Consider the following 23,180-nt stretch of genomic DNA (forward strand, 5'->3'; position numbering starts at 1 on the left):
GGGTGAAGACGACATCTCCGGGTGAGATCCGGATCTGACGGCCACCGGACGCGCCGAGGAGCGCAGCCGACGTGGCCGCTTCGTCGTACCCCCTTGTCCCACGTCTGCCCAGGGCAGAGCTTTTACTGCCCGCGCCCTTCCCGAGGTCGCTCCCCATGTCCGACGCCGCCGTCGTCTGCTCCCGCGTCTCCTTCGCCTGGCCGGACGACACCCCGGTCTTCCACGACCTGTCCTTCACCGTCACGACCGGCCGTACCGGCCTGGTCGCCCCCAACGGCTCCGGCAAGAGCACGCTGCTCAAGCTGATCGCCGGGGAACTCAGGCCCGCGACCGGCTCGTTGTCGGTGGGCGGCACCCTGGGTTATCTCCCGCAGACCCTCCCCCTGACCGGCGACCTCACCGTCGCCGAGGTGCTCGGCGTCGCCGCGGTGATCCGCGCCCTGGACGCCGTCGAGTCCGGCGATGTGAGCGAGGAGCACTTCGCCACCATCGGCGACGACTGGGACATCGAGGAGCGCACCCGTGCCCAGCTCGACCGTCTCGGTCTGGCCGGCCTCGCCCTGGACCGCAGGCTCGGCACGCTCAGCGGCGGCCAGGTCGTCTCCCTCGGGCTCGCCGCCCAGCTGCTCAAGCGCCCCGACGTCCTCCTCCTCGACGAGCCGACCAACAACCTCGACGCGCGGGCCCGGCAGCAGCTCCACGACGTGCTGTCGGACTTCAACGGCTGTCTGCTGCTGGTCAGTCACGACCGCGCGCTTCTCGACCGCATGGACCGCATCGCCGAACTCGGCCATGGTGAACTGCGGTTCCACGGAGGCAACTTCACGGCGTACGAGGAGGCCGTGCGCGCCGAGCAGGAGGTCGCCGAGAAGAACGTCCGCAACGCCGAGCAGGAGCTGAAGCGCGAGAAGCGGGAGATGCAGCAGGCCCGGGAACGCGCCGAGCGCCGCCAGAGCAACGCCGCGAGGAACCTCAAGAACGCGGGCCTGCCGCGCATCTTCGCGGGCACCATGAAGCGGGGCGCGCAGGAGTCGGCGGGCCGGGCCGGACAGACGCACGCCGCCCGGGTGGGCGAGGCCAGGGCCCGGCTCGACGAGGCCGGGCGCGCGCTGCGCGACGAGCAGCGCCTCGCCCTGGACCTGCCCGACACGCAGGTGCCCGCCGGGCGCACCCTCTTCCTCGGCCGGGGGATGCAGGTCCGCCTCGGCGGCGGTGCGGTGTTCGCGCCGGGCGGCGTCGACCTGACCGTCCGGGGTCCCGAGCGCATCGCGCTGACCGGGCCCAACGGCGCAGGGAAGACCACCCTGTTGCGCCTGGTCACCGGCGAACTGACCCCGGACAGCGGGGAGATCAGGCGCAGCGACGGCCGTATCGCCCACCTCTCACAGCGCCTGGACCTGCTGGACGTGGACCGCACCGTGGCGGAGAACTTCGCCGCGTTCGCCCCCGAGCGGCCCGAGGCGGAACGCATGAACCTGCTCGCCCGGTTCCTGTTCCGGGGCGCCGGGGCCCACCTCCCGGTCGGGGTGCTCTCCGGTGGGGAGCGGCTGCGCGCCACGCTCGCCTGCGTGCTGTACGCCGAACCGGCCCCGCACCTGCTGCTGCTCGACGAGCCGACCAACAACCTCGACCTGGTCGGCGTCGGCCAGCTGGAGAGCGCGCTCGACGCGTATCGGGGTGCCTTCGTGGTGATCAGTCACGACGAGCGGTTCCTCGCCGAGATCGGCGTCGGCCGCCGGTTGCGGCTGGAGGACGGCAGGCTCACGGAGGGGGGAGCGCCCGCGGTGTGATCCGCCGGCCGGCAGTGGCCCGCGTCCGCGGCCGTGTGCCCGGCGGGCCGACCCCACCGATCACTCCGGGACGGTCACCTGTGCCCCCGCCACCGAGGTCCTTCCCGGCCGCGCTCGTGAGGGTTCGCGGTTCAGGACTCCGCGCGCTTGGGCAGCCGCCAGTTCGGGCGCGGAAAGTGGCAGGTGTAGCCGTCCGGGTAGCGCTGGAGGTAGTCCTGGTGCTCCGGTTCGGCCTCCCAGAACGCGCCGGCCGGTACGACCTCGGTCACCACGGGACCCGGCCACAGCCCGGACGCCTCGACGTCGGCGATGGTGTCCAGCGCGACCCGCCGCTGCTCGTCGTCCAGGTAGAAGATGGCGGAGCGGTAGCTGAGCCCCACGTCGTTGCCCTGGCGGTTCCTGGTGGTCGGGTCGTGGATCTGGAAGAAGTACTCCAGGATCGCGCGGTAGTCGGTGGCGGTGGGATCGAAGACGATCTCGATCGACTCCGCGTGCCGCCCGTGGTCGCGGTAGGTGGGGTTGGGCTTGTCGTCGTCACCGCTGTAACCCACCCGGGTCCGCACCACCCCGGGCAGCGACCGGATCAGCTCCTGCATGCCCCAGAAGCAGCCGCCCGCCAGCAGCGCCCTCTCCTCGACGTCGCTCATGGCGCGTCCCCTTTCTGTCTGCGTCGATCCACGCGCGTCCAGCCTCGCACATCGGCCGGGAAACCCGGATCGCGCGTCACCTTTCGAGAAGGTGACGCGGCAGAGCAGCCGTGATGTGGCGCTTGGACCAATGCCCTCCACAGCAGCGAGGCAGTGCTCCCTGGGCGAGCACCGCGAGCATCGCCCCCGAGGCGGGCGTCGACCGGCGTACCGTCGGACAGGGCCCGTGCGGTGCCGTCTCGTCAGCCGGAGCCGGAGCCGGGGCGTCGGCCGGTCCCGGCTCGTCGGTCCCGGCGGGCGCCCTTCCGTCAGGCCGTGCGTTCCTGCGACCCCACTCCGCCGTGTGTCGCGCGTTCTCGCAGCCCACCCCGCCCTGCGCACCCGTTCACGCGCCCTCGCCCCGCCCGGCGTCACGCGCCCCCGCGGGCGAGCAGGGTCCGCCCCGATGCGGATGGTGGGCGGGCCCTGCTCGTGCGCACCATTGTGGGGACCGGCCGCCGGCCGGGCCACGAGTGAGCTCCGCCGGTGTGCGCGCGGCGCGCACACCCCGCGCGCATGGCGCTCCTCCCGCACGCGTGGCGCACCTCCCGCACGCCTCGCTCCACCGCTGGGCGCCACCGGATGCCGCACCGCTCCCCGTCCGGGACACATGCCGCGGCGCGGCCGGGGTAGGGACTGCGTGACCCCCGGGTCATACCCACCCGCCTGCGGCGACGATACTGGCAGGCGCACGTGCCCCCCGCCCACAGATGGACCCATGCCGACATCCGACACCGCCCGCCCCCTGACCCCCGCCACGGTGTGGCTGGCGCGCGGCCGCCATGCCTCAGGCGCCGCGGAGGACGTTCTCCGGCGCTCGCTGCAGCGGCGCAAGGACGACCAGGACATCGACGACTTCCTGGAGCTGCCCGAAACCGGGACCGGTCCCGGCGAGCGGGTCTTCGAGGCCCGCTGGCGGGTCGGCGGCGGCGTGACCGTGCGCGCCCGGCTGAGCGTGACGCCCGGGGCGGGCGGCCCGCAGGAGTGGCTGCTGGCCGCCGAGGCCGAGGAGCCGTGGAACGACGACTGGCCGTCCCCCGCCGCGCTGTTCTGGCCGGACGAGCCGGACACCGCCTGGGACCAGGACGCCACCGCACGGCTGTCCCTCGGTGCGATCAACCCGCTCCCCCGGGACGACAAGGAGGTCCGGCGCCTGCTGCGCGGCGCGGTGCGGGGCGGCTGGCACATCCACGTGGTCGTCCACGAGGCGATGACCACCGACGAACGCGGCCGGCTTCCCATGGCGCGCTGGCTGCCGCCGGGGCTGCGCCACCGCGTGGTGGAGCACCGAGCCGCCCCGCAGCAGTTGCGGGGCCTGAACTGGGCGCTGCGCGACTTCCGCGTGGAGGTGCCGCGCGGCGGTGCCGTCGTACTGCCCGGCTCCCCGGCGCCCGAGGGCTACGAGGCGCGGGACTTCTCCGTGCGGGCGGTCTTCCTGGACGGCTCGGAGCCGGCCGACCTGGTGGACGCCGTCAGGAGGTTCGCCGCGCTGCCCCGGCCCCTGCCCGACGGCGCCGAGGACGCCCTGACGGCCCTGCGGGAGGACTGGCACCTGCTGACGCTGCAGGAGGAGCTGGACCGCCAGCGCGGTCTGGTGGCCATGTACGCCGAGGCGCTGGAGGCCATGACGAAGTCGCGCGACCTGTACCGCGAGGCGGCCGAACGCGCGCACGAGGCGCTGGCGGCCTTCCAGGAGACGGCCGCGGCCGCTCCCCCGCGCGCGCAGTCGCCGGACGCGCCCCTGGCCTCCCCGCTCCAGCAGCTCACACGGACGCTGGAACGCTTCAAGGCGATCCTGCCCGCCGCGCCGTCCCGCGACGGCGAGAACACCGGCGCCCGGCAGGTGGGATCCGATCGGTAGCGCCTCACCGGCGGGACGCACGTGTCAGTCGTGCTCCGGTGGATACGCGGTCCGTACGGCAGTACGGCCCGCCCGGGAAGGCTCTCCACGCATGGGCAACGACCAGCACCGCTCGCAGACGACGCTCCGCGTCAACGGCACACCCCACACGCTCACCGTCGACCACCGGCGGGTCCTGCTGGACCTGCTGCGGGAGGACCTGGACCTGACCGGCGCCAAGAAGGGCTGCGACCACGGCCAGTGCGGCGCCTGCACGGTCCTGGTGGACGGGCGGCGCGTCAACAGCTGCCTGCTGTTCGCGGTCACCCTGGACGGCTGCGAGGTCATCACCGTGGAGGGGCTGGGCGGTGACGGGGAGGAACCGCACCCCCTGCAGCGGGCCTTCCTGGAGCGTGACGCCTTCCAGTGCGGCTACTGCACCCCGGGCCAGCTCTGCTCGGCGGCCGGCATGCTCGCCGAGGCGGCCGCCGGTCACCCCTCCCACGTCACCGACCCGGCCGCGCCCTCCGGTGCGGCGGTGCCGCTGGACCGCGCGGAGATCCGGGAGCGGCTGAGCGGCAACCTGTGCCGGTGCGGCGCGTATCCGAGGATCGCCGAGGCCGTCGAGGACGTGATCCCGTGAAGGAGTTCGCCTACGTCCGGGCCGGGAGCGTCGAGGAAGCGACCGCCGCGTACGTCGCGCACCCCGGGGCCCGCTACCTCGGGGGCGGCACCAACCTGGTCGATCTGATGAAGCTGGGCGTCGAGACGCCCGCGGCCCTGGTCGACGTCACCCGGCTGCCGCTGGACGCGGTGGAGGAGCTGCCGGACGGCGGTCTGCGGATCGGGGCGACGGTCCGCAACAGCGACCTCGCGGCCCACCCCCTGGTGCGCGAGCGGTACCCGGCGCTGTCCCGGGCGGTCCTCGCGGGCGCCTCCGGGCAGCTGCGCAACGCGGCGACGACCGGCGGGAACCTGCTCCAGCGCACCCGGTGCCCGTACTTCCAGGACCTGTCGAAGCCGTGCAACAAACGTGAGCCGGGCAGCGGCTGCGGCGCCCGCGAGGGCGTCCACCGCGACCACGCCGTCCTCGGGCACTCGCCGCACTGCGTCGCCACCCACCCCTCGGACATGGCGGTGGCGCTGGCGGCCCTCGACGGGCGGGTCGAGCTGTCCGGGCCCGAGGGCGCCCGGAGTGTCGCGGCGGCCGACTTCCACCGGCTGCCCGGCGACCGGCCCGAGCGGGACACCGAGATCCGGCCCGGCGAGCTGATCACGGGCGTGGTGCTGCCGGCCGCGACGGCCGGGCTGCCGTCGACGTACCGCAAGGCACGCGACCGGGCCTCGTACGCCTTCGCGCTCGCGTCCGTCGCGGTCGTGCTGCGGCTGGAGGACGGGGTGACCGCCCAGGCGGGGATCGCCTTCGGGGCGCTGGCGCACCGGCCCTGGCGGGCCCGGCGGGCCGAGGAGGCGCTCATCGGCGCGGCTCCCACCACGGCCGCGTTCGAACACGCCGTCGACCTGGAGCTGTCCGCCGCGCAACCGCTGCGGGACAACGGCTACAAGGTGCCGCTCGCCCGGAACCTCGCCGTGGACGTGCTGTCCCGCCTCACCGGCGACGCGCTCGCGAGGAGTGCCTCGTGACGGGCGGCACGGGCGTTCCCGCCGAACGCCGGGAGGGGCGGGAGAAGGTCAGCGGCACCGCCCGCTACGCCGCCGAGTTCCCCCTCCCCCGCCGCGCCCAGGCGTGGCCCGTGCCGGCGTCCGTGGCCCGGGGCCGGGTGACCGGCATCGACACGGCGGCCGCCCTGGCCGTGCCCGGTGTGCTCGACGTCCTCACCCACGAGAACGCGCCACGGCTGCGGGAGCCGGACGATGCCACGCTCGCCGTGCTGCAGAACCCCCGGGTCCCGCACCGCGGCTGGTTCGTGGCCCTGGTGGTGGCCGAGACCCTGGAGGCGGCCCGGGCGGGCGCCGCCGCCGTGCGGGTCGACTACGACGCCGAGGAGCACGACGTCGTCCTCGGCGCGTCGCACCCGGGGCTGTACGTGCCCGAGGAGGCCAACGCGGGGCAGCCGGCCGTGCGGGAACAGGGCGATCCGGACGGCGCGTTCGCCTCCTCCCCCGTCCGGGTCGACGTCGCCTACCGGGTGCCGCCGCTGCACAACCACCCCATGGAGCCGCACACCAGCACCGCACGCTGGGAGGACGGCCGGCTTCTGGTGCACACCTCCAGCCAGGGCGCTCACGCCGTGCGGGCCGTGCTCGCGTCTGTGTTCGGCCTGCCCGAGGAGCGGATCGTCGTCACGGCCGAGCACGTCGGCGGCGGCTTCGGCTCCAAGGGCACGCCCCGGCCCGACGTGGTGCTCGCCGCGATGGCGGCACGGCGGACCGGCAGGCCCGTCACGGTGGCGTTCCCGCGCCGCTTCCTGCCCGCCGTGGTCGGGCACCGCGCCCCGACCCTGCACCGGCTGCGGCTCGGGGCCGGCGCGGACGGACGGCTGTCCTCCCTCACGCACGAGGTCGCCACGCACACCTCGCGCGTCAAGGAGTTCGTCGAGCAGGCGGCGGTGCCCGCGCGCGTGATGTACGCCGCGCCGCACCGCCGGACGCTGCACCGGGTGGCCGCGCTGGACGTGCCCTCGCCGTCCTGGATGCGGGCGCCGGGCGAGGCCCCGGGCATGTACGCGCTGGAGTCCGCGATGGACGAGCTGGCCGGCGCGCTGGGCATGGACCCGGTCGAGCTGCGCGTCCGCAACGAGCCGGACGTCGAACCCGACAGCGGCAGGCCGTTCAGCAGCAGGCACCTCGTCGAGTGCCTGCGCGAGGGCGCCCGGCGGTTCGGGTGGGAGGGCCGCGATCCCCGGCCGGGTTCCGGCCGCGAGGGGACGCTGCTGCGCGGCACGGGCGTGGCGGCGGCGACGTACCCGGTCATGGCGAGTCCTTCCACGGCCGAGGCCCGCGCGCTGCCCGACGGCACGTTCCTGGTGCGCATCGACGCCACCGACATCGGAACCGGTGCCCGGACCGTGCTGGCGCAGGTGGCGGCCGACGCCCTGGACGTGCCGCCGGAGCGGGTGCGGATCGAGATCGGCAGCACGGAACTGCCGTCGGCGCCGCTGGCCGGCGGGTCGTCCGGCACCGCCTCATGGGGCTGGGCGGTCCACGAGGCCTGCACCCGGCTGGCGCGGCGGCTGGCCGGGCACACCGGGCCGCTGCCGGAGCGGGGCGTCGAGGCCCACGCGGACACCACGGGCACGGCCGACGCCGAGAGCGCCTGGGCGCGGCATGCCTTCGGGGCGCATTTCGCCGAGGTCGCCGTGGACACGGTCAGCGGCGAGGTCCGCGTCACCCGCCTGCTGGGGGTGTACGCCGCCGGGCGCATCCTCAACCCCCGCACCGCGCGCTCCCAGTTCGTCGGCGGCATGACGATGGGGCTCGGCATGGCGCTGACCGAGGGCAGCACGATGGACGCCGCGTTCGGTGACTTCGTGGAGTCGGACCTGGCGTCGTACCACGTGCCCGTGCACGCCGACGTCGCGGAGATCGAGGCGCACTGGCTCGACGAGGACGATCCCCGGCTGAACCCGATGGGCAGCAAGGGGATCGGGGAGATCGGCATCGTGGGGACGGCCGCGGCGATCGGCAACGCGGTGCACCACGCCACGGGCGTCCGCTTCCGCGAACTGCCCCTCACCCCCGACCGGGTGCTGACCGGGCTGCTCGCCCACGAGACGCCGTAGCGCGCGGGCCGGACCGGAGCCGCGGCGTGCGGATCCGGTCCGGTACGGGGCCCACGGGGTCACTCCGCCGGGCGGGGTGCCTCGGGCGAGGGCACGGCCGCCCACTGCCGGCCGGCGATCGGTGCCAGCACGCGGAAGACCAGCGCGACGAGAGCCAGCAGTGCCGCGCACACGGCGGTCGCGGCGGCGAGCCACGGTGGGGCGAGCGCGAGGTCCACGGCCCGGGACAGGGACGCCGACGGGAAGGAACTCCCGTACGCCTGGGCGCCGGCCAGCACTGTGGGCACCAGCACCGCCCCGGCCAGCACCACGGCGACGGGACGCAGGGCCAGCAGCAGCGCCAGCACGGTGCACAGCACCGACAGGCCGAGCGCGAACGCGTGCAGGCGCAGGGACGCCTCACCTCGCTCCAGCGGGAAGTGGGCCACCGCGCACACGGCCAGGGCCAGGGCGGCGAGCCAGCCCGACCAGGACACCGACCGGGCGAGCCGATCGGTCGCGCGGTCCTGCTGCCCGGGTGCGGCGTCGAGGGTCCGGTGGGCCTCACCCGAAGTGGCGCGTGCCGGGCGGCGCTTGTCCGGGCGGGCCGGTTTCCCGGGCTCGTCGCCGCCGGCCTCGGGGCGCGGAGTGCCGTGCGGCAGGCGGCCGTTGCGGTCCAGGCGTTCCAGGCCGAGGCGGTCGATCAGCTCGACCAGTTCCCCGACCGACCGGCCGGTGGCCGCCGCCCGCAGGGCCTCCTCCCGGACGTGGGGCTCCTGCGGCTCCTTGTGCAGCAGAGTCACCAGCCGGGTCACCTCCTCCACCGGGCGGTGGGCGGCCGCGGCGCGGATCGCCTCGTCCGCGCAGTCGGCGTCGCGCGGGGGCTTGGTCAGCAGGGCGATCAGCCGGGACACGTCCTCCACGGACCGGGCCACCCCGGCCGTGCGCAGCGCGTCGACGCGGGCCTGGGTGTGGTCGGCCGACTCCTCCAGCGAGGTGATGAGGTCCACGACCTCCTCCAGCGGCCGGTCGGCCACGGCGGCGTGCACGAGGTCGCTGACCGCGTCGCCGTAGGGTGCGCCGCCGGTGCCGGTGCCGGGCCGGAGTTCGACCGGATTGTCGTCCAGGGAGCGGATGACGAAGGGCCGGGCGGCCGACGGCCCGGCCGCGTCCCCCTCCGTGTCCCCGGGGGCCGGTGGCGCGGCGGGCTCGTCACGGCCGGGCGCGGGAGCCGGCGCCGGGGCGGCCGCGGTGGGACCGGGCGCGGCGGGCCGGTGGGGTCCGGCCGGGACGTCCGCCCGCTCGGGCCCGGGAGCGGCGGGCCGGGCGTCGGCGGGGTCCGTCCAGTCCTGCCCGGGAGCGGCCGGCGGGACGTCGGCGGGAGCGGCGGGATCGGGCCGTTCCGGGCCGGGAGGGGCGGGCGGTGCCTCCGCGGGGTCCGTCCAGCCCTGGCCGGCCGGGGCGGGCCGCGCCGGCGGGCGGTACGGGTCGGGGGCCGCGGGCGCGACGGGCGCGTGGCTCGGCCGCTCCGGCACGGCGAAGGGCTGCGGCCCCGCCGCGGCCGCCGGGTGGGAGCCGGGGGCGGCGGGGCCCGCCGGGGCGGCCTGGGGGGAGCCGGGGGCGGCCTGGGGGGAGCCGTACGCCTCGTACGAGCCGGCGGGGGGCTGCGCGCTCGTCTGCTCCACCTGGTGCGTCCCGGTGGCGGCGGTGGTCTCGGCGGACGGCTGGGCGGACCCGTTCGGCCCGTGGGATATGGCGGGTTCGTTCGAGCGGGGTGATGAAGAGCAGGTGGTCATACTCGCCTCCAAGGGAAGAGTGCGGCCGCTCCTGCGCCCCCCGTCGTGTGACGAGCGACGTTACGCTGACCATTACTAGGCGCCCCCGTCACGCCGTGCCACTCGGGTGAGCCACCGGGATGACCACCCGCACGGGAAAATCCGCCGACACGACGACATGTCGGGCCCCGGCCGCCATACAGCCGCCGGAAACGGGAATCCAGAAGGTGACACCCCGGGTCGCGGCACGCCAGGAGGGGGCAGCCCGTGGATACGACCACAACGGTGATCACGGTGGCCGCGGTGCTCGCGGCCATCGTCCTCGTCTGCGCCGTCGGCATGTTCGTACGGCTCGTACGGACCCGCCGCGAACTGCGGCGCGCCGGACTGCCCACCGGACCGCGCTGGGTCTTCTGGGGCGCGGTGCTCTATTTCGTCCTGCCCGTCGATCTGCTGCCCGACCCGGTGTACCTGGACGACATCGGGGTTCTGCTGCTCGCTCTGCGCACCGTTCGCGGCTCCCTCGGCGAACCGAAGCGCGGCGCGGAACTCCCGCCGGACCGCCAACCGGCGCGATGACTACGGAAAGTAAGGAAACCAACCACCCGTTCGATTCGTATAAGTCTCTGGAAGCCGAAACGAGTCGGCGGACCGGGTGGCCGCGCCCCTGGACCCCCGCTTGATCGGTGCAGCACCGACGAGGGAGAGACGATGCAACCGTTCGCGCTCAACTACGCGCGCCCGGCAGTGGAGTTGGACGCTGCCACTCCGTACGTGTACGACGCCGGACAGCAGTTGAACGTGCTCCGCGACGGTCGGATCGCGGCCTGCGACTTCGCTCTGCTGAGAGAGTTCGGCACCACGACGTCCACCGCGGGTTCCAAGACGCACTTCGACGACTGACCGCGGGCCGCCGACGATGACCGTACTGATCCTCACCTGCGAGGAGGACGTGACGGCGGACATGGTGGTCGTGCACCTGAACGCGACGGGGGTCCCGGTGGTCCGTGTCGACCCCGCCGACCTGACCGGGGGCGTCGCCCTGTCCGGGGAGTACGTGCACGGCCGGTTCCGCGGCCATCTGTCCGCCGGGGGGCGGCTGGTGAGCATCGGGGGGCTCCGGTCGGTCTGGGTGCGCCGGCCCGGCGTCCCGGCCGGGCGGGCGGCACAGCCGTCCGCCTGGCTCACCGAGGAGGCCGCACAGGCGCTCTACGGCATGCTGCGCGGTTCGGACGCACGGTGGATGAACCATCCCGACGCCGCCCGCCGGGCCCGGCACAAGCCCTGGCAGCTGCGGATCGCCCAGCGGTGCGGCCTGCCCGTGCCGGCGACGCTCATCACCACGTTCCCGCGCGCGGCCCGCGAGTTCGCCGAGCGCTTCCCGGACCTGGTGGTCAAGCCGGTGTCGGGCGCGCATCCGCAGGATCCGCCGCGGGCCGTGCCGACGAGCCGGGTCGCGCCGGATGCGGACTTCTCCGCCGTGGCCTTCGGGCCGACGCTGCTGCAGCGGCGGATCGCCAAGCGGGCCGACATCCGGCTCACCGTCGTCGGCGAGCGGATGCTGGCCGCGCGCAAGGCGGCCGCCGCGGACGCGGACGCCGACGAGGTGGACGTGCGGTTCGCCGCTCCCGGCTCGCCGTGGCGACCGGCCGAGGTGCCGCCGCGTGTCGCGGCGGCCGTCCGCTCCTACCTGGTCGAGGCCGAACTGGCCTACGGCGCGTTCGACTTCGTGGAGGACGCGGACGGGACCTGGTGGTTCCTGGAGTGCAACCAGTCGGGACAGTTCGGGTTCGTCGAGGTGGAGACGGGTCAGCCGATCGCGCGCACCATCGCCGCATGGCTGGCGCGGCCCGTGCCCGGGCAGCCGTCACACCTCAACGGCGCCGACTCCACGGCCTGTTGAGGTCCGGACCCGGCTTCCGCACCGCCGGGGCCGGGTACCGGCTCCGGAGCCCGCGCCGGTCCGGCCGGCGGATCACTGCGGGCGCGGTCCGGGGAGCATCGCCGTGCGCTGCCAGCCCGTGCCCGGGGAGTGCGGGCGGTCGTAGCCGAGGGGCTGTGAGGGCCGCATGACCAGCTCCAGTTCCCTGCTCACGCGTTCGGCCTCGCGGCGCACCTGTGCGGGAACATCGCCGCGCTCCGCGATGAGTCGGTCGTAGATGGGGGAATCCTGGAACACCCGTCAACGTGCCTTTCTGCTCGTCGGCCCCGAGCGGGGGCGAGACTGCGAGTGTAGGCGGCACTGAGTCCCGGAGTGTGAATTCCTTGGGATGACTTGACGCAGACCGGACATCTGTGACAGGCGCGTGCGAGCCCTTCAGGCCCCCGTCGTGGAGCCGGGGCGCACGATCATCAGGACCGTGACCGTGGCCCACAGAAGGTTGAAGACGCCGGTGAACATGGCGAGTTGCGCGGTGGCCCGGTGGTCGACGGCCTGCTCGCCCCTGAGTTGACCGAGCAGTTCCTCCTGGCGCGGCAGGACGAAGGCGGCCAGCACACCCGCGGCCGCGGCGGTCAGCGCGATGGAGGTGACGAGCCACCCGCTGCCCAGGACGCCCATCACGGCCCCGGTGGCGAGGCCCAGGACCGGCACGCTCACGCCGACCGCGGCGTACACGCGGCAGATGCGGTGGAGCAGGGCGACCGTGCCGACCGCCGACGGACCGGGGGCGGCGTCGCCCGCCGGGGCCGCGCGCCGGGCCGCCGGCGGGAACATGCTCGCCGCGACGGTCACGGGACCGATCGCGACGATGGCGGCCAGGACATGGAGGGACAGCAGGAACTTGGTCACCGGGGCTCTTTCCACGAGGACGATCGACGGCGCTCACGCTAGGCGGCCCCGGCCCGGCCGCCCATGGGCTGGAACGCCAGCTTCCCACGGATTCCCGCCAACGCTGCGACCTGTGTCCCCGCCGTCCGGTCGGCTGGAAACCCCGGCTCACGGGGCTGGCGGGAATGCGCTTAGGGTGGCGGTCATGCATGCCGTGGCGATCCTCGTCCTCGATCACGTGGTGCCGTTCGACATGGCGGCCCCCCAGCAGACGTTCGGCTGGACCCGCCTGCCGGACGGGCGGCCGGCCTACCGGGTCCGGCTCTGCGCCGAGACACCGGAGGTGCGCGCGGACGGCGGCTTCACGCTGGGCGTCGACCGGGGCCTGGAGGCGCTGGCGGAGGCCGACACCGTCATCGTGCCCGGCTGCGCCCCCGACGCGCCGCCGCCGTCCGCCCGGGTGCTGGCGGCCCTGCGGCAGGCGGCCGAGGCCGGCACCCGGATCGCGTCCGTGTGCGTGGGCGCCTTCGTCCTGGCGGAGGCGGGGCTGCTGGACGGGCTGCGCGCCACCACGCACTGGGCGGCGGCGGGTGACCTGGCCCGCCGTTTCCCCCGGATCGAGGTGGAGCCGGACGTGCTGTACGTGGACAACGGCCAGATCCTCACCTCGGCCGGTGCGGCCGCCGCGCTCGATCTGAGCCTGCACATGATCCGCCGGGACCTGGGCTCGGCGGTGGCGGCGGACACCGCCCGGATGTCCGTCATGCCGCTGGAACGGGAGGGCGGGCAGGCCCAGTTCATCGTGCACGAGCACCCGCCCGTGCCCCGCGGGTCGACGCTGGAGCCGCTGCTGGAGTGGATCGAGGACCATCTGGCGCACGAGGTCACTCTGGCCGCACTGGCGGCGCGCGCCGGGATGAGCGAGCGGACCTTCAGCCGGCGCTTCCGGGAGCAGACCGGCACCACGCCGTTGCAGTGGCTGCTGCGGGCGCGGGTGCGGCGCGCCCAGTACCTGCTGGAGAGCACCGACCACCCCGTCGAGCGGATCGCGCGGCAGGCCGGTTTCGGCTCCCCGACGGCGTTCCGCGAGCGGTTCCGCAAAGTGGTCGGCACCACGCCGTACGCCTACCGCGCGGCGTTCCACGGAAAGGCCGCTGCCCCGGCGGTCCGTTCGAGGACCGCCGGGGCAGCTCCGGGTCCGGGCCCGGGTCCCTGATCTCAGCCGACCAGCGTCAGGCCGTTCTCACCGTCCGTGTCCGCGGCAGTGGATCCCTCGGCAGCGGACCGCTCCTTGGTGAGCAGCAGCACATCCGCCTTGGCGATGGCATCGCTGATGTCGGACGTCCCCATCATCACGCACAGCGTGTAACTGACGTCGTCCAGCTCGCGTGCCGTCGCCGGCGTGTTCCTCTCCGCCTGAGCGATCCGCAGCGACGCGTACCGCGTCAGCAACTCCCTGACGGCCTTCCGGTCCGGTACGAGCACGTAGCGCCCCTCTCTGTGGTTTGCGCTGCGTATGCCCGAACCACGCAGAAACATTCACACCTTTTTCTCAGCAGTGACGGATCTGACGAGAAATGACCGTCTGCTGATCGCCCTCAGGTGAGCTGGCCACTGTGCAGGGCGGTGTACGCCCCGCCCCGGCGCAGCAGTTCCTCGTGGGTGCCGCTCTCCTCGATCCGGCCGTCGTCCATCACCACGATCCGGTCGGCGCCCTGGACGGTGGACAGGCGGTGTGCGACGACGAAGGTGGTGCGTCCGCGCAGCAGCCGGGCCAGGGCCTGCTGGACGAGCGCCTCCGAGCGGGTGTCCAGCGCCGAGGTCGCCTCGTCCAGCACCAGCACCTTCGGGTCGCGGATGAGGGCCCGGGCGATGGCGAGCCGCTGGCGCTGCCCGCCGGAGAGCCGGGCGCCGTGCTCACCGACCAGGGTGTCCAGGCCGTGCGGGAGCCGGTCGACGAACTCCAGCGCGTTGGCGTCGCGCAGGGCCGCCCGTACGGTGTCCTCGTCGGCGTCGTCCATGCCGTAGGCGACGTTCTCCCGGACCGTGCCGTCGAAGAGGATCGACTCCTGCGGCACGACCGACAGAAAACGGCGGTAGGTGCGCAGGTCGAGGGTGTTCATGTCGGTGCCGTCGAGCAGCAGCCGGCCCGAGGTGGGGCGGATGAAGCCGATGACGAGGTTGAGCACGGTGGACTTGCCGGCGCCGGACGCGCCCACCAGGGCGACGGTCTCGCCGGGGCGCACGTCCAGGGTGAAGTCCCGTACCGCGGCTCGCCCGTCGGTCTCGTAGGCGTGGCCGACGTGCTCGAAGGTGACGGCTCCGCGCAGCGTGGTGAGCTCGGTCTTGCCCTGGTTGTCCTCCAGTTCCGGGGCCTGGAGCACCTCGCCCACCGAGCGGACCGACTCCAGGCCCTTGGTGATGACCGGGGCGAGCCCGGCCAGTGTCGTCGTGGAGTTGGTGAGGGTGGTCAGGAACGCGCTGAGCATGACGACGTCGCCGGGGGTGACGCCCCAGAGGCCGTGGTACGAGATGAGCGCCGCGCCGGCCAGGACCAGCACGCCGGCCACGTTGAGGACCACCCAGGCCAGGGAGCCGAAGCGGCCGTTGACCAGGTCCAGGCGGAGGCCGGAGGTGAGCAGCCGGTTCAGGGTGCCGTCCATGCGGCGCAGCGCCTTGCCCTCCAGGCCGTGGGCGCGGGTGACGGGGATGAGGCGGGTCATCTCCGTGACGCGGGAGGACAGGGTCTCCACCTCGTGGCGGAAGTGCTCGTTGTGGGTGCGCAGCCGCGCCCGCAGCCGGGCCACCAGCAGGGCGGCGGCGGGCACGACGACGAGGAAGACGGGCAGGAACTCGGGGGTGCGGACGGCGATGATGGCGAGTCCGCCGGTGAGCACGGTGGTGGCGCCGAGGCCGATCTCGGCGGTCTGCTGCACCATCTGCTCGACGGTCTCCACGTCCCGGACCACCTTGGCCTGGAGCACACCGGCGCTCACGCGGGAGTGGTAGCCGATGGAGAGCTGCTGCATGCGGGTGCACAGGGCGGAACGCAGGGCGGTGCCCATGCGGCGGACGCTGCCGTACAGCAGGCGGACGTACAGCACGTGCAGCGGGTAGTTCACCAGCAGGATGAACAGGATGAGCCCGGTGCTGGTCCACAGGCGGCTGAGGGGCTGGTGCTGGACGACCGTGTCGATGATGGACGCGGTGACCAGGGGCAGCAGCCAGATCGGGCTGTGCTTGACGGTGAAGACGACGACGGCGAGCACCAGCCGCCGGCGGTCGGCGCGGAACAGATAGGCGAGCGTGCGGACCGGGTGCTCGCCCCGGTAGCGGTGGTCGAGAGGTCTTTCTGACGTCGACGCCATCGGCGGATGTCCTCCCCGGTTGCCGGCGGATGGTGCACGGGGCAAGCGCTTGCCGCCCTGCGGTCAGGAAGTACAGCAGGGGCCGGCGCGGGCTGTCGCGGGGTGTCCGCAGCGTGGGACCCGGGGCGGCGCTCGCCTGTCCCCGGGTCCCGTGCTCCACTCAGGCGGCGTCCAGTTCCGCCAGTTCCGTGTCGGTCAGGACGAGATCGGGGGCGGCGGCCGAGTCCCGGATGGTCTCGGGCCGGCTCGCGCCCGGGATCGGCACGACCACGGGCGACTTGGCGAGCATCCAGGCCAGGCACACCCGCTGCGGGCTCACCCCGTGCTGCTCGGCGATGCGGGCGAACGCGCCGTGGGCCGAGCCCAGTTCGCCCGCCTTCGCGATCCCGCCGAGGGGGCTCCAGGGCAGGAACGCGATGCCGAGTTCGTCGCACAGGCGCAGCTCCGGCTCGCTGGAGCGGAAGGCCGGGGAGAACTGGTTCTGCACGGAGACCAGACGGCCGCCGAGGATGTCCTGGGCCTGCCGGATCTGCTCCGGGTTCGCGTTCGAGATGCCGGCCATGCGGATCTTGCCCTCGTCGAGCAGCTCGCGCACGGCACCGACCGACTCGGCGTAGGGCACCTTGGGGTCGGGGCGGTGGAACTGGTAGAGCCCGATGGCCTCCACGCCGAGGCGGCGCAGCGACGCCTCGCACGCCTCCTTGAGGTGGCGGGGGCTGCCGTCCAGGGTCCAGCTGCCGTCGCCGGGGCGCAGGTGGCCGCCCTTGGTGGCGACCAGGACCTCGCCGCCGCGGTCGTGGGAGGCGAGGGCCTTGGCGACGAGGGTCTCGTTGTGGCCGACCTCGTCGGCGTGCAGATGGTAGGCGTCCGCGGTGTCGATCAGCGTCACGCCGGCGTCGAGCGCGGCGTGGACGGTGGCGAGGGAGCGCTCCTCGTCCGGGCGCCCCTCGATGGACATGGGCATCGCGCCCAGGCCGATCGCGCTGACCTCGACGTCACCGATGCGGCGGGTGTGCATGGGCTCGTGACCTCTTCCGGCTGTTGTTCCTGCTGTGCGGGCGATGGCCGACTCCAGCGTGGACGTCACACGCCCGGACGTCCAATAGAAGAAGGAGAACGCATTCAGCACCCACGCAACTGAATCCCTCCCCCGGCCCGGTGTCGCTCCCGGACGAGGACTCGGTGCGGGCCCGTTACCGCGTGTGGACGCGATCGAGCTGCGGAGCGGCCGTTTCGGGGGCATGGTGGGGCTATGGACGGTCAACCCCCTGTGGTCGTGCAGCCGCCCGCGTCGGACGGCGGACGGCTGGTGACCATCCGCGGCGAGGACATGGGCGTCGCCTACAGCCTGTTCGACGTGCTGGACCTGGTGCACCGCGAGGGCCTGCCCACCGCCGACACGGCGGTCGACGACACCGAGCTGATCGAGTGGCGCGGCGGCGGCCCGTACGACTGGACCAGCGGGACGCCCGAGGAGGCGTGAGCCCTCACCCCGGCACCCGCCGCTCGACCGACCGCGCCCCTCAGCCGACGCGACCCCCATCCGACACGGCCCTCATCCGGACCCGGTCGCAGGCCCGGTCGGCGCCGGTCCGGCCAGCTCGTCGAGCCGGGCCCGCCGGCCGGGGGTCAGCTTCAGCCCGGCCGCGGCGACGTTCTCCTCCAGGTGCGCGATCCGGGCCGTCCCCGGGATCGGCAGGACGACCGGCGAGCGGTCCAGGAGCCACCACGCGCAGTCGCCGCAGGGCCTGCCGTACCTGTTCGCGCAGGATCGGTGCCCTCCTCCTCGGCTCAAGAGCCCACGCTGACAGCGCCGTTGGGACGAAAGCCGGGCCCGGGGAGACACCGTTCCGTCCCGGGCGCGGTGCGCTCGGCGGGCCGGGGGCGGAGCCCGGCGTTACGCTGCGCACACACCTTCGTCCCGTTCTGGGAGGTTTCATGGTCACGCGTCTCAACCCCTACCTCAGCTTCAACGGTGACGCCCGGCAGGCGCTGGAGTTCTACCGGGAGGTCTTCGGGGGCACCCTGACCCTCAACTCCTACGGCGACTTCGGCCAGGGCGACGCCCCGCACGCCGACCAGATCATGCACGGGATGCTGGAGACGCCCGGCGGCCTCACCCTGATGGGCGCCGACAACCCGCCCGGCATGGAGGTCCCGCAGGGCAGCCCCTTCTCGGTCAGCCTCAGCGGTGACGACGACGCCGAGCTGCGCGGCTACTGGGAGAAGCTCTCCGAGGGCGGCTCGGTGTCGGTGCCGCTGGAGCGGCAGATGTGGGGCGACGTGTTCGGCATGTGCACGGACCGTTTCGGCGTCCCGTGGATGGTCGACATCGGCAGTCCCCGGGACTGAGCACCACCGCCGGCCGCCGAGAAGGGCGGGTGAGGACGGTGAGCCGGCGGACCGTCCGGGTCATCGGCACGCCGTGGTCGCCCGCGCCCCGGACGCCGGCGCCGGCGCCTCCTCCTCGCCCGCCGCGTTTGCGCGCACCCTCCCGCCGGCCGGCCGCCGGCGTGTGTCACGCTCTTCGTCAGGCAGCGTGGAGAGGCGGCGGCATGCGCATAGGACTGCTCGGCACCGGACCCTGGGCGCAGATCGCCCACGCACCCGCTCTCGGCGGGCACGACGAGCTGGACTTCGCGGGGGTGTGGGGGCGTCGCCCCGAGGCCGCGAAGGAACTGGCCGAGCGGCACGGTGTGCGGGCCTACGACGATATCGACGCGCTCTTCGCCGACGTCGACGCGGTCGCCGTGGCACTGCCGCCCCAGGTGCAGGCCGAGCTCGCCGTGCGGGCGGCGCGGGCCGGGTGCCACCTGCTGCTCGACAAGCCCCTGGCCCCGACGGTCGAGCAGGGGCGGGCCGTGCTCGAGGCCGCCGACGCCGCCGGGGTCGCCTCGGTGGTGTTCTTCACGACGCGTTTCCAGCCCGGACCGCAGGACTGGATCGCCGAACAGGCGGCGGCGTCCGGCTGGTTCACCGCCCGGGCGCAGTGGCTCGGGGCGGTGTTCACCAGCGAGAGCCCGTTCGCCACGCCGTGGCGGCGGGAGAAGGGCGCCCTGTGGGACGTCGGCCCGCACGCCCTGTCCGTGCTGCTGCCGGTGCTCGGCGACGTGCGGCAGGTGACGGCGGCGGCGTACGGGCCCGGGGACACGGTGTACGCGGTCCTCGATCACGACCGGGGCGCGTCCAGCACCCTCACCCTGAGCCTGACGGCACCGCCCGCCGCGGCCGGTGCCGCCGTCGAGCTGCGGGGAGAGGCGGGGGTCGCGGTCCTGCCGGAGGGCGACGACGGGGCCGTCCCGGCCCTCAAGCGGGCCGCGGACGCCCTGCTCGCCGCCGTCCGGACGGGCCGCCCGCACCCCTGTGACGCCTCGTTCGGACTCCGGGTGACGGAGATCCTCACGGAGGTCCAGGAGGTGCTGGACGGCGGCGCGCCCCGTGTGCGCTAGGACATGCCCCGCGAGGGTTCGAGGTTGAGGCGCTCGCGGACGACCGGGAAGCCGGCCTTGGCGAAGTTCGCGGCCATCGGCAGGTTGCCCCGGTCCGTCGCGGCGGTGACGAACTCCGCTCCCCGCTCGACGAGGAAGTGGGTGCACTCCGCCAGCAGGTCGTAGGCGTAGCCCCGGCCCCGCTGGTCCGGCAGGACCCCGATGAAGCCGATGCAGGGGCCGGAGGGGTTGTGGGCCGGGATGTGGATGCCGGCCGTCTCGCCCTCGAGGGTGTACGCCACCTGCCACCACTCGCGCGGCGACGGGCACCAGTGGAAGAAGTCGAGTTCCTCCTGCGCCGCCCGGTCCAGTCCGCCCTCCTCGATGGCCTTGAGCGCGTGGGCGTCGAGGGTGGCGGAGTGGATGCGGCGCAGCGCGTCGAAGAAGACGGCGTCGTCCGGTTCGGCGCGGAACTTCAGGCGCCCGGGCCGCTCGGGCAGGCCCAGGGCGGGGGTCCAGCGGTACAGGAGGCGTTCGACGAGGAGTTCGTAACCGGCCTTGCGGGCGGCGGTGATGCGTGCCTCGGCGGCGTCGCGCAGCGCCGGGTGGTCGCGCCAGCCGGCCGGCGCGTTGAGTTCCAGTTCGACCTGCCAGGGGGCGGAGCGCAACAGCGCGGCGCCCGCCTCCTCCTCGCCCGGCGCCACGTCGAACCAGTTGACGTTGAGGGGCTCGGTGTCGTCGGGGCCGCCCCACCAGGCGCCGCGCGCGACGACACGGCCGTCGCGCAGGGCCACGCGCTTCCAGTCGGGGCGGTGCCGGGTCAGCCGGTGGCCCTCACGGGCGCCCAGCGGGTCGGGCAGGGTGTCGAAGAGTGCGGCGTCGCTCGCGTCGAGCGCGCGGATGACCGGTTCGGTCATGGGAAGTCCTCCGGGACGGATGCTGCGAGAGCGCTCCCGGTCGGTCAGTGGCGGCACGCCGGGTCAACGGGGAGGGAGCGCGGGAACGGTGTGAACGGCACGGCTCTGCCCTCCTTCCATCGGCCTCGGGGCGTGGCGGGCCACACGTTACGGGATCACCGGCGGGCCGTCCACGGATTTCCCGGCCAGGCTCAACCGGCCCTTAAGCGTGGGTTAAGCGAGCCCTAAGGCGCCCAAGTGGGCGGTGGTACGGGTGATTTGTTCGTGGCGGACGGGTTGGCTGGAACGCGGCTCCTCCGTAACATCCGAGGCGGTCGGCCTGAGAGCGCTCTCAGCCGACTTCCCCACCCGCACCTCAGGAGGCCCCCCACATGACTCCTCGTCACCAGCGCCCCGTCGCCCGCCGTACGCTCCTCGCCGGTCTCGGCGGTGCCGTGGTCGCCGCCCCGGCGATCGCCGCGCTGGCCCCCCACGCCCTCGCGGAGACCACCCCGGACGCGCCGAAGGCGGCCGCCGCCCTGCCCGTGACGCTCGTCAACGACAGCGGCTCGTTCGACAACGCGAGCGTCCACGTCTACGTCGTGGGCAACGCCGACGGCCGTCAGGTACGGCTGCGCCCCGACGGCACCCTCGCTCCGGTGGCCCTGTCGGACAACGGCCCCGACGGCTTCACCGACTACGCGATCCCGCTGGCCGGCAGCGGCGAGACCCGGCTGTCCCTGCCGTACATGTCCGGCCGGATCTACGTGTCGCTGGGCGCGAAGCTGAAGTTCAAGGTCGTCACCGACGGCGCCGGCAACCCGGCCCTGCAGTACCCGGCCGGCTGGGTCTCCTCGGACCCCAACTACGGGGTGCTGCACGACTGCGCCGAGTTCACGTACAACGCGGCCGGCATGTTCTGCAACACCACCATGGTCGACATGTTCAGCGTGCCGATGAGCATCCGGCTGACCGGCGCGAAGGACCAGACGACGGGCAGGCTGCGCGAGGGCGGCCGGGCGGCCGCGTTCGCCGCCGTCCGGGAGGTCCCGGAGTTCGCCCGGCTGGTGGTCGACGACACCCGGATCATCGCTCCCGGGCACGGCCTGGACGCCGGGCTGTTCGCCAAGGACTACTTCGCGCCCGCCATCGACGAGGTGTGGAGCATGTACACCGGCCGGGACCTGAAGGTGACGACCAACGCCGGTACGTTCACCGGCCGGGTGCGCGGCGAGCGGCTCACCTTCACCGGGCCCGCCGAGGTCTCCTTCGGCAAGCCGTCCACGCGGGACGTGCTGTTCTGCGACGGCGCCCTCGCCGCCCCCAACGACGGCACGACCGGCCCGGTCGCCGCGATCCTGGGGGCCGGGTTCAACCGCTCGACGCTGCTGGCCTCCGCCGCCCAGCCGACGACCGACCCGGCGTCGTTCTACCGGAGCGAGCTGACCAACCACTACGCCAAGGCCATGCACGCCGCCGCCGAGGACGGCAAGGCGTACGGCTTCGCCTTCGACGACGTGGCCGACTTCGCCTCCTACATCCAGGACACCGCGCCCACGGGCTTCCGGCTGACGCTCACGCGCTTCTAGCCGGATCCCGGCGGCGCCCGTGCGGCCCCCGGCGTGCGGTGGCCGGGCGGGCGTTGCAGCGTGGTGGTGTGAGAGTGACGCGCCGGTCCCGTACGGCCCCCGACCGGGACCGGCCCGGCTGGCTGCGCGGGGCACCGCCCCCGGGGTGGGCGCGGGTGCTGCCGACGGCGCTGCTGGTGGGCGTGTGCCTGGCGGAGCTGATCAGCCCGGAGCCGCTCGACATCGGCTTCCTGCTGGGCGCCATCCCGCCGCTGGCCGTGCTGGCGCACGGGCCGGTGGCGACGGCGGTGCTCGGGGCGCTGGCCGTGCTCGTGCTGACCGTGCCGGTGTTCGCCCTGGACGATCCGGGCAGTACCGATGTCCTGACCGTGTGCTTCGTGTCGGTGCTCAGCGTGCTGCTGTCGTACGTGCGCAGCCGGCAGGACGCGCAGCTGGTCACCGAGCGGGCCGTCGCCGAGGCCGCGCAGCGGGCCGTGGCGCCGCCGCTGCCGCGCCGGGTCGGGCCGGTGGGGTGCGCGGGCCTGTACCGGGCGGCGCAGCGCGGGACGCTGGTCGGGGGCGACTTCTTCGACGTGCGGGCGGGTCCCTACGGCGTCCGGGCGGTCATGGGCGACGTCCAGGGGCACGGTCTGTCGGCCGTCGCCACGGTCGCCTCGCTGCTGGGGGCCTTCCGGGAGGCGGTGCTGGACCAGCCGGACCCGGAGGCGGTGGCGGCCCGGCTCGACCGGAGGCTCGCGGTGGACTCGGCGGACGAGCCGCACGCCGAGCTGTTCGCGACGGCGGTGCTGCTCGACTTCTCCGCCGACGCCCGGGTGGTGCGGATCGTGGCGTGCGGGCAGTGCGGCCCGCTGCTCATCCGGGACGGGAAGGTCGTCGAGCTGGACGTCGAGCCCGGCACACCGCTCGGGCTGGGGCTCGCCGAGGCCGCTCCGCCCCGGGTTGTCTCGGTGCGGCTGCGCGCCGGTGACCGGCTCTTCCTCGCCTCCGACGGCGTCACGGAGGCCAGGGACGCGGACGGGGTCTTCTATCCGCTGGCCGAGCGGCTGCCGGCCCTGACCGCGAAGGACCCGGCCGCCCTGGCCGAGCGGGTGTGGTCCGATCTCGTGCGGCACTGCCCGGACGTTCGGGACGACGTGACGATGCTGGTGCTGGCGCCGTGCCCGCGGCCCGGGCCCTGACGACGGCCGGCGGGGGGGGCGCCCCCCGGGGGGGGGGGGCCCCCCCCCCCCGGCCCCCCCCCCCACGGGCGGGGGGGGCGCCCCACGGAGGCGCACCCCCCGTTGGGAGCCCCGCCCCACAGGTAGGTGTGGGGCCCC

Annotated in this window: 22 protein-coding genes and 1 pseudogene; 14 read left to right on the forward strand and 9 right to left on the reverse strand. The window is 74.3% G+C overall.

The annotated features are described in order from the left end of the window. The first annotated feature begins 155 nt into the window (after window positions 1–155). The gene (locus tag ACIGAN_RS05900; protein ID WP_399855207.1) at window positions 156–1,790 is read left to right on the forward strand and encodes an ABC-F family ATP-binding cassette domain-containing protein; all 1,635 of its coding nucleotides are present in this window, start codon (window positions 156–158) and stop codon (window positions 1,788–1,790) included. Between the two features lie 131 nt (window positions 1,791–1,921). On the opposite strand, the gene msrA is transcribed toward ACIGAN_RS05900, so the two are convergent. Continuing rightward, entirely contained in the window at window positions 1,922–2,437 is a 516-nt protein-coding gene (msrA, locus tag ACIGAN_RS05905; RefSeq protein WP_365097918.1) for a peptide-methionine (S)-S-oxide reductase MsrA, read from the reverse strand. A 757-nt stretch (window positions 2,438–3,194) separates the two neighbouring features. On the opposite strand from msrA, the gene ACIGAN_RS05910 reads away from it, so the two are divergent. The 4 genes from ACIGAN_RS05910 to ACIGAN_RS05925 all read left to right on the forward strand — a co-directional run bounded on the left by ACIGAN_RS05910 (window position 3,195) and on the right by ACIGAN_RS05925 (window position 8,059). Then, entirely contained in the window at window positions 3,195–4,337 is a 1,143-nt protein-coding gene (locus ACIGAN_RS05910) for a hypothetical protein (RefSeq protein ID WP_399855210.1), read from the forward strand. 91 nt (window positions 4,338–4,428) lie between these two features. Further along, entirely contained in the window at window positions 4,429–4,959 is a 531-nt protein-coding gene (locus tag ACIGAN_RS05915) for a (2Fe-2S)-binding protein (protein ID WP_399855212.1), read from the forward strand. Beyond that, window positions 4,956–5,960 (forward strand): FAD binding domain-containing protein, encoded by a 1,005-nt coding sequence (locus tag ACIGAN_RS05920; RefSeq protein ID WP_399855215.1) that lies wholly within the window; start codon window positions 4,956–4,958, stop codon window positions 5,958–5,960. The genes ACIGAN_RS05915 and ACIGAN_RS05920 overlap by 4 nt, the downstream gene beginning before the upstream one ends. Continuing rightward, window positions 5,957–8,059, forward strand: a complete 2,103-nt coding sequence (locus tag ACIGAN_RS05925; RefSeq protein ID WP_399855218.1) for a xanthine dehydrogenase family protein molybdopterin-binding subunit — start codon at window positions 5,957–5,959, stop codon at window positions 8,057–8,059. The genes ACIGAN_RS05920 and ACIGAN_RS05925 overlap by 4 nt, the downstream gene beginning before the upstream one ends. Before the next feature lie 59 nt (window positions 8,060–8,118). On the opposite strand, the gene ACIGAN_RS05930 is transcribed toward ACIGAN_RS05925, so the two are convergent. Further along, entirely contained in the window at window positions 8,119–9,834 is a 1,716-nt protein-coding gene (locus ACIGAN_RS05930; RefSeq protein WP_399855221.1) for a hypothetical protein, read from the reverse strand. 246 nt (window positions 9,835–10,080) lie between these two features. Between ACIGAN_RS05930 and ACIGAN_RS05935 the strand changes: the two genes are divergently transcribed. The 3 genes from ACIGAN_RS05935 (at window position 10,081) to tgmB (ending at window position 11,716) form a co-directional block, all read left to right on the forward strand. Continuing rightward, window positions 10,081–10,392, forward strand: a complete 312-nt coding sequence (locus ACIGAN_RS05935; RefSeq protein ID WP_365743845.1) for a YkvA family protein — start codon at window positions 10,081–10,083, stop codon at window positions 10,390–10,392. Between the two features lie 132 nt (window positions 10,393–10,524). Further along, window positions 10,525–10,716: a putative ATP-grasp-modified RiPP gene (gene tgmA, locus ACIGAN_RS05940; protein ID WP_365098691.1), complete on the forward strand. Its 192-nt coding sequence runs from the start codon at window positions 10,525–10,527 to the stop codon at window positions 10,714–10,716. Between the two features lie 16 nt (window positions 10,717–10,732). Further along, window positions 10,733–11,716 (forward strand): ATP-grasp ribosomal peptide maturase, encoded by a 984-nt coding sequence (gene tgmB, locus ACIGAN_RS05945; protein ID WP_399855224.1) that lies wholly within the window; start codon window positions 10,733–10,735, stop codon window positions 11,714–11,716. A 72-nt stretch (window positions 11,717–11,788) separates the two neighbouring features. On the opposite strand, the gene ACIGAN_RS05950 is transcribed toward tgmB, so the two are convergent. Both ACIGAN_RS05950 and ACIGAN_RS05955 read right to left on the reverse strand, forming a co-directional pair. Continuing rightward, window positions 11,789–11,992 carry a hypothetical protein gene (locus ACIGAN_RS05950; protein ID WP_365098695.1) on the reverse strand — a complete coding sequence of 68 codons (204 nt, stop codon included), beginning with the start codon at window positions 11,990–11,992 and terminating at the stop codon, window positions 11,789–11,791. A 138-nt stretch (window positions 11,993–12,130) separates the two neighbouring features. After that, window positions 12,131–12,604 (reverse strand): hypothetical protein, encoded by a 474-nt coding sequence (locus ACIGAN_RS05955; protein WP_365098697.1) that lies wholly within the window; start codon window positions 12,602–12,604, stop codon window positions 12,131–12,133. Between the two features lie 184 nt (window positions 12,605–12,788). Here ACIGAN_RS05955 and ACIGAN_RS05960 point away from each other — a divergent pair, with 184 nt between their 5' ends. Next, window positions 12,789–13,799, forward strand: coding sequence for a GlxA family transcriptional regulator (locus tag ACIGAN_RS05960; RefSeq protein ID WP_399855227.1), 1,011 nt, complete (start codon window positions 12,789–12,791; stop codon window positions 13,797–13,799). A gap of 2 nt (window positions 13,800–13,801) precedes the next feature. Here ACIGAN_RS05960 and ACIGAN_RS05965 read toward each other — a convergent pair whose 3' ends face one another. The 3 genes from ACIGAN_RS05965 to ACIGAN_RS05975 form a co-directional block, all read right to left on the reverse strand. Then, the gene (locus tag ACIGAN_RS05965; protein ID WP_399855230.1) at window positions 13,802–14,068 is read right to left on the reverse strand and encodes a DUF5133 domain-containing protein; all 267 of its coding nucleotides are present in this window, start codon (window positions 14,066–14,068) and stop codon (window positions 13,802–13,804) included. 113 nt (window positions 14,069–14,181) lie between these two features. Beyond that, a complete protein-coding gene (locus ACIGAN_RS05970) occupies window positions 14,182–15,951 on the reverse strand; it encodes an ABC transporter ATP-binding protein (protein WP_399855233.1) in 1,770 nt (589 codons plus the stop codon). 160 nt (window positions 15,952–16,111) lie between these two features. Then, on the reverse strand, window positions 16,112–16,969 hold the full coding sequence (locus tag ACIGAN_RS05975) for an aldo/keto reductase (RefSeq protein WP_365098702.1): 858 nt from the start codon (window positions 16,967–16,969) through the stop codon (window positions 16,112–16,114). Between the two features lie 234 nt (window positions 16,970–17,203). Between ACIGAN_RS05975 and ACIGAN_RS05980 the strand changes: the two genes are divergently transcribed. Continuing rightward, entirely contained in the window at window positions 17,204–17,434 is a 231-nt protein-coding gene (locus ACIGAN_RS05980; RefSeq protein ID WP_365098703.1) for a hypothetical protein, read from the forward strand. Window positions 17,435–17,506: 72 nt separating this feature from the next. Here ACIGAN_RS05980 and ACIGAN_RS05985 read toward each other — a convergent pair. After that, window positions 17,507–17,677, reverse strand: a pseudogene (locus ACIGAN_RS05985) (aldo/keto reductase); the annotation flags it as partial. A gap of 212 nt (window positions 17,678–17,889) precedes the next feature. On the opposite strand from ACIGAN_RS05985, the gene ACIGAN_RS05990 reads away from it, so the two are divergent. Together ACIGAN_RS05990 and ACIGAN_RS05995 are read left to right on the forward strand one after the other, a co-directional pair. After that, window positions 17,890–18,303 (forward strand): VOC family protein, encoded by a 414-nt coding sequence (locus ACIGAN_RS05990; RefSeq protein WP_365743831.1) that lies wholly within the window; start codon window positions 17,890–17,892, stop codon window positions 18,301–18,303. Between the two features lie 203 nt (window positions 18,304–18,506). Next, on the forward strand, window positions 18,507–19,400 hold the full coding sequence (locus tag ACIGAN_RS05995) for a Gfo/Idh/MocA family protein (RefSeq protein ID WP_399855237.1): 894 nt from the start codon (window positions 18,507–18,509) through the stop codon (window positions 19,398–19,400). Here ACIGAN_RS05995 and ACIGAN_RS06000 read toward each other — a convergent pair. Further along, window positions 19,397–20,296, reverse strand: a complete 900-nt coding sequence (locus tag ACIGAN_RS06000; protein WP_399855240.1) for a GNAT family N-acetyltransferase — start codon at window positions 20,294–20,296, stop codon at window positions 19,397–19,399. The genes ACIGAN_RS05995 and ACIGAN_RS06000 overlap by 4 nt on opposite strands. 371 nt (window positions 20,297–20,667) lie before the next feature. Here ACIGAN_RS06000 and ACIGAN_RS06005 point away from each other — a divergent pair, with 371 nt between their 5' ends. Further along, on the forward strand, window positions 20,668–21,864 hold the full coding sequence (locus ACIGAN_RS06005) for a glycoside hydrolase family 64 protein (RefSeq protein ID WP_399855242.1): 1,197 nt from the start codon (window positions 20,668–20,670) through the stop codon (window positions 21,862–21,864). A gap of 68 nt (window positions 21,865–21,932) precedes the next feature. Continuing rightward, window positions 21,933–23,042 carry a PP2C family protein-serine/threonine phosphatase gene (locus tag ACIGAN_RS06010; RefSeq protein ID WP_399855245.1) on the forward strand — a complete coding sequence of 370 codons (1,110 nt, stop codon included), beginning with the start codon at window positions 21,933–21,935 and terminating at the stop codon, window positions 23,040–23,042. The last annotated feature ends 138 nt before the right edge of the window (window positions 23,043–23,180 follow it).

The sequence above is a fragment of the Streptomyces sp. NPDC085931 genome (assembly GCF_044540565.1).
Lineage (GTDB): Bacteria > Actinomycetota > Actinomycetes > Streptomycetales > Streptomycetaceae > Streptomyces.